The organism is Roseivirga sp. AWQ4_251 (assembly GCF_056158225.1).
The window spans coordinates 1,813,969-1,827,005 of sequence record NZ_JBSWSW010000002.1; the positions used below are offsets into that span (position 1 = coordinate 1,813,969).

A 13,037-nucleotide genomic window follows, 5' to 3' on the forward strand; every position below is an offset into this window, starting at 1 on the left:
ATGAAAATTGCTGTGCTTTCCCGAAACCCATCTCTTTACAGTACGAGAAGGTTGGTAGAAGCCATTGAAACCCGAGGTCACCAAGCTGTAGTTATGGACCACCTTAAATGCGACCTTGTGATTGAAGCAGAAGGGCCTGCGGTATATTATAAAGGTGAAAAAATCACCGATGTAAATGCTGTGATTCCTAGAATTGGTGCTTCAGTTACTTTTTACGGAACAGCTGTGGTTCGCCAGTTCGAAATGATGGAAGTTTTTAGCACTACCGATTCTCAAGCGATAGTTCGTTCGCGCGATAAACTTCGCTCCATGCAAATATTGTCAGGGGCGGGTTTGCCAATGCCAAAAACTGCTTTTACCAACTATTCCAAAGAAGAAAAATCTTTGATCGATCATGTGGGTGGTGCTCCTGTGATTATCAAATTACTGGAAGGAACGCAAGGTTTGGGCGTAGTTTTGGCTGAAACCAGAAAAGCTGCTCAGTCGGTAATTGAGGCATTTCATGGCCTTAAAGCCCGCATTATAGTTCAAGAATTTATTAAAGAAGCCAAAGCCACCGATATGCGGGTTTTCGTGGTTAATGGCAAGGTGGTTGGCGCTATGCGAAGAAAAGGAATGGAAGGCGAATTCCGCTCTAACTTGCATAGAGGAGGCTCTGCCGAAGTGATTAAACTTTCCCGTACTGAAAAATCAGTAGCCATTAAAGCAGCCAATGCCATGGGGCTTTCCGTAGCGGGTGTAGATATGTTGCCTTCTTCAAGAGGGCCGTTGGTACTTGAGGTCAATTCTTCTCCAGGTTTGGAAGGCATTGAAAAGGCTACAGGCGTTGATATCGCGGGTAAAATCGTTGAGTTTATTGAAAGCAACGAACCTAAAAGGAAAAGTATAAAGGCCAAATTTAACGCCTAATGAAGATAAGAATAGGAACGAGAGGAAGTAAGCTGGCTTTGTGGCAGGCTTATTTTGTGGAAGAAAGGCTGAAGGCTGCAGGTGCCGATACTGAAATTGTGACCATTGAAACCAAAGGAGATAAAATCTTGGATGTTTCAATTGCTAAAATCGGGAGCAAAGGTGTTTTTACTGAAGAAATTGAAGACCAACTGGCGGCAGGAACGATAGATATTGCGGTGCACAGCGCAAAAGATATGCAATCTTCTTTGCCTGAAGGTTTTAAGCTGATCTCATTTTCGGAGCGCGAACAAGTAAACGATGTTTTGGTGAGCAAAAAACCAGGTGTTTCTTTAAATGATAAAAACATTGTGGTTGGAACTTCTTCAACCCGAAGAATTGCCACGCTAAAAGCTTTTTATCCTCACATAAAAACTGTTCCTGTTCGCGGAAATCTTCAGACGCGAATTCGCAAAATGGAAGAGGGCGATTGCGATGCACTGTTGCTTGCCTACGCTGGTGTTCATAGAATGGGTTATGGCGAAATGATTGCAGAGCATTTATCGCTGGAAGAGTTTATTCCGGCTGTTGGGCAAGGTTCTGTGGCCATTGAAGTGCATGAAAGCATTACCGAAGAAAAAAGTGATTTGGTTCGAAAAGCACTGAATCATTCAGCAACCGAAACTTGCTTGTTGGCAGAAAGAGCCTACTTGAAAACGATGGATGGTGGTTGCTCTATTCCCGTTTTTGGTTTAGCCCAATGGGTTGGCGATAACATTGAGATTGCCGGTGGAATTATCAGTTTAGATGGCCAGCAAATCATAAAGAAGAAATTCATGGGCAAGCCAGAGGAAGCTGAGGTTTTGGGCGAAAAACTGGCTCATGAAGTGCTATCGGCTGGCGGATCGCGAATTCTTGAAGCAATCAAATCAGAACTTAACTAACAACTACAAACTATATGAAGAGGTATTTACAACTAGCGTTTACGGCTGCTCTGGTGTTAACGATGTCCGCTTGTGGGTCGGGTAAAACAGAGTCAACTGCGGAAGGCAATGATTTTTTAGTGACGATTAAAACCAGCCAAGGCGACATGAAGGCTATTCTTTATGAAGACACGCCTTTGCACAGAGAAAACTTCGTAAAACTGATTAAAGATGGCTTTTACGATAGCTTACTTTTTCATAGAATGATTCAAGGATTTATGATCCAAGGTGGAGATCCAAATTCTAGAAATGCAGGACCAAACGATCGTTTAGGAAATGGCGGTCCTGGTTATACCATTCCTTCGGAAATCAAACCAAACCACTTCCACAAAAAAGGTGCTCTTTCGGCTGCAAGACAAGGCGATGCTGTGAATCCTCAGAGGGAATCTAGCGGAAGCCAATTTTATATTGTTCAGGGTCAAATTATCCCGGCAGAAAATTCTAGAATTGACATGCAGGCATTGGGAATAGCCGTTCGCCAAATTGGTATGGAACAAAGTGACTTAGAGCTTAATAAGCAATTGGAGGCCGCTTATAATGAAGGTGGAAGCCAAGGTTTTCAGGATAAAGCTGTTGAGTTGATCAAGGAAATTGAAGAAGCTACTGGTACAACCTTAACTAAGGAAGTGAGCAGTGAGAAGATGGATGCCTACGCTGAGCTTGGAGGAACTCCATTTTTAGATGATCAATACACGGTTTTTGGCGAAGTAATCGATGGTTTGGATGTGATCGATAAAATTGCCGCTACACGTACATTGCCTGGCGATAGACCTCAAGAGGACATTAAAATGTTTATTACGGTAGAAGAAGTGCCTAAGGCTGAAATTGAAGATAAGTACGGATACACTTACAAATAGATCATGAAATTTCGCTTCAACTTTTTAATACTGGCCTTACTCTCGGTACTTTTCTCATGCGAAAAGGAAATGGATGAAGTGGTGGTGATTTCAACGCCATATGGCGATATGACTGCCGTTTTGTTTGATGATACGCCATTGCATAAGCAAAACTTTCTTGAATTGGCTAAATCAGGAAAATACGATTCAGTGCTTTTTCATAGAGTGATTGAAAACTTTATGATCCAGACTGGCGACCTTTCTACCGGAAAGCAAGAGAAAGATGCTGATTATAGAATTGACGCGGAGTTTATGGCTGATAAGCATTTTCATAAGAAGGGCGCTTTAGCAGCTGCTAGAAATGGCGATGCCATGAATCCAGAGAAGAAATCAAGCGGTTCTCAATTCTATATTGTTCAAGGCGAGGTTTATGATGATGAAGGCTTAAAAGTTAGGGCAGAAAGAAGACAATATTTAAAACTTGATGGCCTATTTCAACGAATTTTGAAAACCGATCGCGCTCCGGAACTGATTGAGAAGTACAATTATCATTTGGAGAAATATAGAGAAGATACGACCTACGATTTTAACGAAGCTCGATTCAAACTTGTAATGTCTTCGCAACCCACACTCGAAAAGTTTTTTGGCGATTTGGACGATCCAGGATATTCAGATCAACAAAAGGAAACTTATGCCACTGTAGGAGGAACGCCTCATTTGGATGGCGAATACACCGTTTTTGGTCAAGTGGTAGAAGGGCTCGAAGTGATCGATAAAATTGCTGCAGTTGAAACTAATCAGCGAGATAGACCTTTGGAAGAAGTAAGAATGACGGTGAAGGTTGTTGAAATGCCTAAAAAGGAAATCACAAAGAAATACGGAATTCAATATTCAAAATCAGAGCAAAAATGAAAATTCTTATCACGGGATCGAATGGCCTTTTAGGCCAAAAGCTGGTTGAGCTTATTCTTTCAGAAGGAAACCATGAATTGATTGCTACCGCCAGAGGAGCTAACCGCCTACCGATTCCGGAAGATAAATACATTTACGAAACGCTTGATATTACAAATCGCCAGCAAGTTTTAAGCATCTTCGAAGCTCATTCTCCCGATGTAGTTATTCACACAGCCGCGATGACCAATGTAGATCAGTGCGAAACCGAAAGAGAGGCTTGTTGGGATTTGAATGTTGAAGGAGTTCGAAACATTGCCGATGGTTGCGAATTAGTGAATGCTTTTATGGTACACCTTTCTACCGACTTTATTTTTGATGGAGAAAATGGGCCTTATGATGAAGAAGCGGAAGCTAATCCAATCAGCTATTACGGTGAAAGTAAATGGGAGGCAGAAAGAATTTTAGGTCGAAGCAAAATAGATTTCGCGATAGCCAGAACGGTTTTGGTTTACGGAATTGCTCATGATATGAGCCGTTCTAACATCATTCTTTGGGTGAAGAAAAGTCTTGAAGAAGGCAAAGAAATCAAAGTTGTGGACGATCAGTTAAGAAGCCCAACTTTGGCAGAAGATTTGGCCAAAGGCTGTTTGCTTTTGGGCGAACAGAAAGTAAGTGGCATTTTCAACATTTGTGGTAAAGATTTGCTGACTCCTTACGAAATGGCAAATAAAACGGCTGAATATTTTAACCTAAGCACTGAAACCATGCAAAGAGCCGATGCTTCTACTTTTTCACAAACAGCCAAGCGCCCTCCGAAAACAGGTTTGCTTATCGACAAAGCGCAGCGCGTGGTGGGCTATAAACCTCATTCTTTTGAAGAAGGAATTGCCATTGTAGCCAAACAAGTGGCGGATAGAGCATAAAGTTATGGCACAAAAAAGCCCTCCAAAAGTGAATTGCTTCTGGAGGGCTTTTTTATGTGTTCCTGTTTAGTCTTCCTTTTCAGCCTTCATAGCTTTAAACAAGAAAAACAAAAAGCCTCCTACTGTAATCAATAGGCATATAATCATTCCAATTATTCCTTCTCCACTCATTTTTTTACGAATTTTTTGTAGAACCATCCATTAAATACAACCGCTATAACCATAGCAATTCCCCATTGGGTAACAATACTGGCATTGCTGTAAACGTCTAAGAAATTCCAGTTACCATCGGCATCAAACCATGGGTAATCGCTGTAACCTTGGTTCATCCACCAATACACGAGAAAAAGACCAGCGAAAAATATAGTGTAAATCATGGCTGAATAGTAGCCCGAAGAAACTTTGAAATCTGAATGGTCATCGATAAAGTCTCTTTTGAATTTGCCAGGGCCATAGCGCATCACCAAGAAGGAAATGAAAATACCGCTCACCAGAAGGCCAACGCCCCAAACCCAATCTTGATTGGTGAAAATATCTAAACTCCAAGCTGATGGAAAACCGATAATAAAGCAGGCGGCACCTGTAATAATGGCTGCTTTCTTTCTGCTGATGTTGTAGTCAGTAAGGTTACGGATAATAAGCTGCATCATTGGCAATACCGAACTGAAGGCCGCCATTAAAAATGCCCCAAAGAACAACCAAGATAATATTGGTCCACCGGGCATTTGAGCAAACAGCTGAGGCAAAACTGTAAAAGTTAATGCCTGACTACCCTCATGAAGGAATTCAGTGGCTTCGGCAGGAGTGGCTGCCATGGCGAAAACTGCCGGTAGAATGGCCATTGCGGCCAAAAGTGCCGCAGTGTTGTTTCCAAAAGCACCCAAGAAAGTGTTTAGCGTTACATCTTCTTTAGAACGGGAAAATGATCCAATGGTAATCATCAAACCCCAGCCTGCTCCCGTGCTCCATGCTGAATCGGTTATGGCTTCAATCCAAATGGTAGAATCTGAAAACAAATCGAAATTGATGGTGAAGAGATATTCTAACCCCTGAAGACCACCGTCCATTTGCAAGGCAAAGGCAGAAACTACAATCAAGAGTATAAATAAGGCAGGAATCAAAATCCGATTTACCTTTTCCAAGCCTTCTTTAATTCCTTTTCCAAGTACCCAAATTGCCAAAACAATGGTAACCATATAACAGGCTACGGCTTCCCAACTCGCGTTTGATAATCCTTCCCAAAAACCTGACATATAATTAATGTCGGGATTGGCTATTTTCTCATTGATGGCGCCAGAACCAAAGAGGTAATCTACCAGATTTTCGGTGTTAAAGATGAAGTACCTAAGCGACCATCCTGTAACTACGGAATAATAAAAGGCAATTCCCATCGTGACAAGCGTGATGAAAATGCCCATCCAGTTGAATTTCTTTCCAGAAAGGCTGCCTAACGATCCTAGCGTTCCTTTTTTATAATATTTTCCTATTGCTAATTCGGCCATTAATAGGGGAATAGACCATACAACAAGGAAGAACATCCATAAGATGATAAAGGCTCCTCCGTATTCTCCGGCAATTCTTGGAAACCTCCAAAGGTTACCGGCTCCAATGGCCATTCCTAAAGAGGCTAGAATAATTCCCCACCGATTACTAAATTCTTCTGCTTTTTCTTGCATGAGTTAGCTACTGTGCATTTTTAGTTAAAGTTCTCAAAATCCCGTATTTCGGGGCGGGGAAACTAATTTTTTTAACTGAAAACTCAAGTTTTCTCCGGATTTTATTCCTGAAAATACGCTTTTTGTATTCACTTATGTTAAAGCGGATGGCTTGTAACCCTCTGCCTTTCAGTGGATAGTAGCTTGGTTTTTATTTTTAAAATGCTCAATATTCCTCGTTAATTTTTTCTCAACTTCAAATAACTTTTGACATATGGCTGTTAGTGTAAGCGACAAAAACCGTGGCCAATGGGGGTCTAAATTTGGATTCATCATGGCGGCTGCGGGTTCTGCTGTCGGTTTGGGAAACATCTGGCGTTTTCCATACATCACAGGGCAAAATGGAGGCGGAGCCTTTGTTTTGGTTTACCTGCTTTGCGTGATTCTGATTGGTGTTCCGCTTTTATTTACCGAAATGGGCTTTGGGCGATTCACCAAAAAGGGAACTATCGGGGCGTTTAAAGATACCGGTGCAAATCCATTCTTTATGGGACTGGGCGCAATTTTGGCACTTATGGTGAGCTTTTTTGTGCTTTCGTATTATGGAAATATCGCAGGCTGGACCATCGGATACATCTTTAAATCATTAAGTGGAGGCGAAGGTACTTTCGAGGAATTTGCTGCCAATCCTGTCAATACCATTTCGCTTATGGGCGTATTCACTTTAATAACAGTATTGATCGTAAGGAAGGGGATTTCTGGCGGTATCGAAAAGGCTGCAAAAATCTTGATGCCGATTCTGTTTCTATTGATTGCCATTGTAGCTATTCGAAGTATGACTTTAGAAGGAGCTATGAAAGGCGTTGACTTCTATCTGAATCCTGATTTTAGTAAAATCAGTGCAAATACCTTCTTGGTGGCATTGGGCCAAGCTTTCTTCTCGATGAGTATTGGCTGGGGAATTATGATTACTTATGGTTCCTATTTACCGAAGTCGGCCAACATTATCAGTAGTGGCGTTTGGGTGGGCCTAATGGATGCTGGGGTTGCTCTTTTGGCTGGCTTCATGATTTTTCCTGCCGTATTTGCCTTCGGAAAAGATCCTGCCGCGGGTCCCACTTTAGTATTCCAGGTATTACCCGATATTTTCAGTCATATGGCTGGCGGAGCGATCATTGGAGCATTTTTCTTCTTGTTGCTAATGGTGGCAGCATTGACTTCGTCTATTTCTATGCTTGAAGTTCCTGCTTCTTATTTTATGGACGAAAGAAAATGGAGCCGTAGTAAATCTGCCTGGGTTGTAGGGGCTTTACTTTTCATTGTAGGTATTCCATCGGCTTTATCGCAAGGAGGTTCGGCCTTTTTCTCTGAAATGAACATTGAAGTATTTGGCTCAACCTATACTGGTTTTCAAGATATTTTGGATTTCTTTTTCGGTACTTTCTTCATTGTAGTAGTGGCCTTAGTCACTTGCGTTTATGTAGCCTGGAAAATGCCAATTAAGAATATTGTGAGCGAAATAGATATGGGTGCTCCAGGTTGGAAGCCAGGTACTTTTGCTTCTAATGCTTTTGTGTTTTTCATCCGATATGTATGCCCCCTAGTGATTTTCATTGTTCTATTGAACATGATGGGCGCATTCGGAATTTTCGCAGGTGGGGGCTAGAAAGTAAGTTGCGAGTTTACTGAAAAAGCTGCTTTGAAATTGTGATTATCAACTTCAAAGCAGCTTTTTGTTTAATACATCTTGTCAATGTTTTTGTCTTTCACTTTGATTTTTTCAAGCGCTAAGAATTGCTCCCAGAACTGATCATTTGGTAGGCCAGCCCTAATAATCAGTGGTTCTTTTTTCACAGGATGCTCAAAATATAAGCCCCGAGCATGTAGGTTGATGCTTTTGTCAGGGTTGGGTTTTGAGAACCCGTATCTTAAATCTCCACGAATTGGACAACCGAATTCAGCCAATTGAACTCGGATTTGATGCGGACGACCCGTTAAAGGTTTTACCTCGATCATGTAATGATCATTTAGTTTACCCATCACGCGAAAATCCAATTCCGCTTTTTGAGAGCCTTCTTCCTGATAATCGTAAGCCGTGGTGATGTTTTTTGTCGGGTCCTTTTTCAACCAACTTACTAACTTTCCTTCGGGTTGGCTTGGTCTTCTCTTTACAATGGCCCAATAGGTTTTCTGCACTTTTCTCGACTTGAAAAGCTTGTTCATTCTTTCCAAAGCTTTGGAAGTTCTTGCAAAAACTACTGCTCCACTCACCGGCCTATCTAGCCTATGTACAGGATGCAGAAAAACCTCACCAGGTTTGTCGTATTTCTCCTTGATGTATTCTTTGCAATACTCCGTTAGGTTTTTGTCTCCAGTTTTATCACCCTGAACCAAAATACCAGCAGGTTTATTGACAATCAAAAGGTGATTGTCTTCATATATGGGTTGAACAATATTTGCCATTAAAATTCAGATGTAAAGTGGAAATCAATATCGGGGAAGTTATCCTGAACCATTTGAAGCCAAGCTCTCGATTCGGCCATAAACACCAACTTTCCGTCTTTGTCACGGGCAATGTGGCGCTGCTTTGAATCGATAAACGCATCTAGCTTTTTCGGGTCTTTGGCAGAAATCCAACAAGCTTTATAAACCTGAATTGGCACGAAATCAACCGTAGCACCATATTCATTTTTTAAGCGGTATTGGATTACCTCGAACTGAAGTTGGCCTACCACACCAACCGCTTTTCGGGCTCCTAATTCGTAGCTAAACAACTGAGCAACTCCTTCGTCCATCAACTGAACAAGGCCTTTTTCCAATTGTTTGGTTTTCATCGCATCGCGATTGATTACCTCACGGAAAATTTCAGGAGAGAAGCTCGGAATTCCTTTGAAAGTACCTTTTTCTCCATCGGTGAGCGTATCTCCAATTTTGAAATTTCCTGTGTCGTAAAGTCCGACAATGTCACCTGGCCATGCTTCATCGATGGTTTCTTTGTCTTGAGCCATAAAAGCTGTGGCCTGAGATATCCTGAACTTTTTGTCTTGGCGGGTGTGGTAATAATTGCTGCCTCTCTCAAATTTACCTGAACAGATGCGAAGGAAAGCAATCCTGTTTCGGTGTTTGGGGTCCATGTTAGCGTGAACCTTAAAAATGAACCCACTGAATTTAGATTCGTTTGGTTTCACCTCGCGCTCGTCTGTATTTCTTGGTCTTGGTTCTGGAGAAATTTTAAGGAAAGTGTCCAAGAGCTCTTTCACTCCAAAGTTATTTACGGCCGAACCAAAGAAAACAGGAGCCACTTCTCCATTGAGATAAGCTTTCAAGTCCAAGTCGCCATATAAATCGGAAATCAACTCAACATCTTCTCTTAATTGATTGGCATCTTTTTCTCCAATGAATTTCTCGAGTTCGGGGTTATTGATGTCAGAAAGTTTAACGGTTTCTTCGTAAAGCCTTTGTTTGCTAGGTTGAAATAACCTTAGACTTTTATCGTAAAGGCTGTAAACACCTTTAAAGCCTTTTCCAATGCCAATTGGCCAGCTTAGAGGGTGAACATTGATGTTCAGTTTGCCTTCAATTTCTTCGAGTAAATCGTAAGGGTCGCGGCCTTCACGGTCCATTTTATTGATGAATGAGATTACGGGTGTACTCCTCATTCGGCAAACTTCCATTAGCTTTTCGGTTTGCATTTCCACGCCCTTCACACAGTCAATTACCATCACCACGGAATCGACTGCTGTTAAAGTACGGTAAGTGTCTTCAGCAAAATCTTGGTGACCAGGAGTATCGAGCAAGTTGATTTTTCTGCCTTCGTATTCAAAAGCCATCACCGAAGTAGCTACCGAAATACCCCTTTGCTTTTCAATTTCCATCCAGTCGGAACGGGCGTGCATATCGATTTTGCTCGATTTTACCGCGCCAGCTTTTTGGATTGCTCCTCCGAAAAGGAGTAATTTTTCCGTTAAAGTGGTTTTTCCGGCATCGGGGTGACTGATAATTCCAAAGGTTCTTCTTTTGGCTATTTCCTGCTCTAATGTCATCTGCTCAAAAATTGAGGTGCAAAAATACTTAAAATGTACTGAGTGGCATAGGGTTGCACAAAGTTTGAGTTCTCAATCAAATATAAGCTTTAATGTCTTGATAGTTTGTTGGTTGATTAAATGTCGGCATCTAGTAGCTCTGGCTTTTCTGAATAAGGGATAACTAAGATTAAATCAAAGGATCAAGAGATAAGATCTAGCCTCAGAACATGGCCGTTACTTTTTCTAACGGCTTTTCAGTGTCGTCTATGGACAGTCACGGAAACTTCACTCCTCCTATTTCTTGTAATCTAGGTTAGGCTTTTGAAATTGTTATGTCAAATTCCGGTGATGTTATAAAGTATAAAGGCTATGCTTCTAATATTAATCAGTTAGAAATTTATAACGAACAATTGAATGGGGCGATCTCAGCTTTGCTCAATCGAGATGGGAAACTTTGTGCATCGAAAGCAAATGTTGTCCCAGAAGAGAGAGCCGTGTTCCAACTCTCTAATAATATTTTTATTGGGGCTGCATTTGGAGTTACTGAAGGCCAAGTTTTAGATATGGCCATTGTTGAGAGCATTACTACAGAAATATCCTTAGAAGGAATTATCTCAGCCGATATTGTTATGACAGGCGGAGGAAATGGCCCTGACGCCAAACCTTTGAAGTTCACCTTCACCCTCGAAAACGTAAAGAGATAAACCTTAAATAAGCCTAAATGTAAGTCTAGTCAGTTGGCTAGACTTTTTTTATGCCTTCTTCTGCCAAACTGTCACCAAATGTCAGGCAAAACCCTTTGGCACAACCATTGATAATTAGCAGACCGAATTCTAAGATCAAAAAGAAACTATTAATAAATCATGGGAAAAATTATCGGAATTGATTTAGGAACTACTAACTCTTGCGTTGCCGTAATGGAAGGTAATGAGCCTGTAGTAATCCCTAACAGCGAAGGTAGAAGAACTACTCCATCTATTGTCGCCTTCTTAGATAATGGCAATGGAGAAAGAAAGGTTGGAGATCCTGCTAAGCGTCAGGCCATCACCAACCCAAAAAATACAATCAGCTCTGTGAAGAGATTCATGGGTAAAAAATTCAGCAATGTGTCTGAAGAGTTGAGAGGTATTTCCTACGAAGTAGAAAAAGGAAACAACGACACCGTAAGAGTTAAAATCGGTGATAGAATGTATACTCCTCAAGAACTTTCGGCTATGATTCTTCAAAAAATGAAGTCTACTGCTGAAGATTACTTGGGAACTGAAGTTACAGAAGCTGTAGTTACAGTGCCTGCATACTTCAACGATGCCGAGCGTCAGGCTACTAAAGAAGCTGGTCAGATTGCTGGTTTAGAAGTTAAGAGAATTATCAACGAGCCGACTGCTGCTGCTTTGGCTTACGGACTTGATAAAAAAGATAAAGATCAGAAAATCGCAGTTTACGATTTAGGTGGAGGTACTTTCGATATCTCAATCCTTGAATTGGGCGATGGCGTTTTCGAAGTGAAGTCTACCAACGGTGACGTTCACTTAGGTGGTGATGACTTTGACCAAGTAATCATTGATTGGTTGGCTGAAGAATTTATGCAAGATGAAGGATTGGACTTGAGAAAAGATCCAATGGCACTTCAAAGATTGAAGGAGGCTGCTGAGAAGGCTAAAATCGAATTGTCTTCTTCAACTTCTACTGAAATCAACTTGCCTTATATCATGCCAGTGGATGGTGTGCCTAAGCACTTAGTAAGAAGCTTGTCAAGAGCTAAATTCGAATCTTTAGCCGATAACTTGGTTCAAAGATCAATGGAGCCAGTGAAAAAAGCTCTTTCTGACGCTGGTTACAGCACTTCAGAAATTGACGAAGTAATCTTGGTAGGTGGTTCTACAAGAATTCCTAAAATTCAGGAAGAAGTAGAAAAATTCTTTGGAAAGAAACCTTCTAAAGGTGTAAACCCAGATGAGGTTGTGGCTATCGGAGCTGCTATTCAAGGAGGTGTATTAACAGGTGAAGTGAAGGATGTATTGCTTCTTGATGTTACTCCACTTTCATTGGGTATCGAAACCATGGGTGGTGTATTCACCAAGTTGATTGAGTCAAACACTACGATTCCTTCTAAGAAATCAGAGGTTTTCTCAACGGCTGCCGATAATCAGCCTTCTGTAGAAATTCACGTATTGCAAGGTGAGCGCCCAATGGCTAAGGATAACAGAACTATCGGTCGTTTCCACTTGAGCGACATTCCACCAGCCCCAAGAGGTGTGCCTCAAATCGAAGTAACTTTCGATATTGATGCCAACGGTATTATGAATGTTTCTGCGAAAGACAAAGGAACTGGTAAAGAGCAGAAAATTAGAATCGAGGCTTCTTCTGGTTTAACAGATGAAGAAATCGAGAAAATGAAGCAAGAAGCTCAAGCTAATGCTGAATCAGATAAGCAAGAAAAAGAGAAAGTTGAGAAGTTGAACGGAGCTGACTTTTTAATCTTCCAAACTGAAAAGCAATTGAAAGATTATGGCGATAAGCTTTCTGAAAGCAATAAAAAGCCAATTGAAGAAGCTTTAGCTAACTTGAAAACTGCTCATGGAAGCCAAGATTTAGCCGCTATTGAAAGTGCTATGGAAGCTTTGAACAAAGCATGGGAAGGTGCTGCTCAGGAAATGTATGCTGCTAGCCAAGGCGATGCTGCCGGAGCCCAGCCTGGCCCTGATGCGAACGCTGGAGGCGCTTCAGATTCAGGAAGTGGTTCTGGAGATGTATCTGATGTAGAGTACGAAGAAGTTAAATAATCCTTCTGCTCGAAATAATATAGATTGAAAGCCATTCGTCAGCTGACGAA

The 13,037-nt window shown here is 41.4% G+C and carries 11 protein-coding genes; 8 read left to right on the forward strand and 3 right to left on the reverse strand.

Features of this window, described 5'->3' with window-relative positions; translation table 11 throughout:
* The 5 genes from rimK to ACXACJ_RS21845 are packed head-to-tail and all read left to right on the forward strand — an operon-like array spanning window position 1 to window position 4,524.
* The gene (gene rimK / locus ACXACJ_RS21825; protein WP_475136559.1) at window positions 1-909 is read left to right on the forward strand and encodes a 30S ribosomal protein S6--L-glutamate ligase; all 909 of its coding nucleotides are present in this window, start codon (window positions 1-3) and stop codon (window positions 907-909) included.
* Complete coding sequence (gene hemC / locus ACXACJ_RS21830) at window positions 909-1,832, forward strand: hydroxymethylbilane synthase (RefSeq protein ID WP_475136560.1); 924 nt, start codon at window positions 909-911, stop codon at window positions 1,830-1,832. Before rimK ends, hemC begins: the two co-directional genes overlap by 1 nt.
* A gap of 14 nt (window positions 1,833-1,846) precedes the next feature.
* Entirely contained in the window at window positions 1,847-2,728 is an 882-nt protein-coding gene (locus ACXACJ_RS21835) for a peptidylprolyl isomerase (RefSeq protein ID WP_475136561.1), read from the forward strand.
* Window positions 2,729-2,731: 3 nt separating this feature from the next.
* Window positions 2,732-3,619 (forward strand): peptidylprolyl isomerase, encoded by an 888-nt coding sequence (locus ACXACJ_RS21840; RefSeq protein ID WP_475136562.1) that lies wholly within the window; start codon window positions 2,732-2,734, stop codon window positions 3,617-3,619.
* Complete coding sequence (locus ACXACJ_RS21845; RefSeq protein WP_475136563.1) at window positions 3,616-4,524, forward strand: SDR family oxidoreductase; 909 nt, start codon at window positions 3,616-3,618, stop codon at window positions 4,522-4,524. The genes ACXACJ_RS21840 and ACXACJ_RS21845 overlap by 4 nt, the downstream gene beginning before the upstream one ends.
* A gap of 167 nt (window positions 4,525-4,691) precedes the next feature.
* Here the strand turns inward: ACXACJ_RS21845 and ACXACJ_RS21850 are convergent, their stop codons facing one another.
* Window positions 4,692-6,200 (reverse strand): sodium-dependent transporter, encoded by a 1,509-nt coding sequence (locus ACXACJ_RS21850; RefSeq protein ID WP_475136564.1) that lies wholly within the window; start codon window positions 6,198-6,200, stop codon window positions 4,692-4,694.
* A 253-nt stretch (window positions 6,201-6,453) separates the two neighbouring features.
* Here ACXACJ_RS21850 and ACXACJ_RS21855 point away from each other — a divergent pair, with 253 nt between their 5' ends.
* The gene (locus ACXACJ_RS21855; RefSeq protein WP_475136565.1) at window positions 6,454-7,845 is read left to right on the forward strand and encodes a sodium-dependent transporter; all 1,392 of its coding nucleotides are present in this window, start codon (window positions 6,454-6,456) and stop codon (window positions 7,843-7,845) included.
* Between the two features lie 71 nt (window positions 7,846-7,916).
* On the opposite strand, the gene ACXACJ_RS21860 is transcribed toward ACXACJ_RS21855, so the two are convergent.
* Window positions 7,917-8,642, reverse strand: coding sequence for an RluA family pseudouridine synthase (locus ACXACJ_RS21860; protein ID WP_475136566.1), 726 nt, complete (start codon window positions 8,640-8,642; stop codon window positions 7,917-7,919).
* Window positions 8,642-10,222, reverse strand: a complete 1,581-nt coding sequence (locus ACXACJ_RS21865) for a peptide chain release factor 3 (protein WP_475136567.1) — start codon at window positions 10,220-10,222, stop codon at window positions 8,642-8,644. Before ACXACJ_RS21865 ends, ACXACJ_RS21860 begins: the two co-directional genes overlap by 1 nt.
* A 314-nt stretch (window positions 10,223-10,536) precedes the next feature.
* Between ACXACJ_RS21865 and ACXACJ_RS21870 the strand changes: the two genes are divergently transcribed.
* Together ACXACJ_RS21870 and dnaK are read left to right on the forward strand one after the other, a co-directional pair.
* Entirely contained in the window at window positions 10,537-10,908 is a 372-nt protein-coding gene (locus ACXACJ_RS21870; protein ID WP_475136568.1) for a hypothetical protein, read from the forward strand.
* Between the two features lie 159 nt (window positions 10,909-11,067).
* Window positions 11,068-12,987, forward strand: coding sequence for a molecular chaperone DnaK (gene dnaK / locus ACXACJ_RS21875; RefSeq protein ID WP_475136569.1), 1,920 nt, complete (start codon window positions 11,068-11,070; stop codon window positions 12,985-12,987).
* Window positions 12,988-13,037 lie beyond the last annotated feature (50 nt).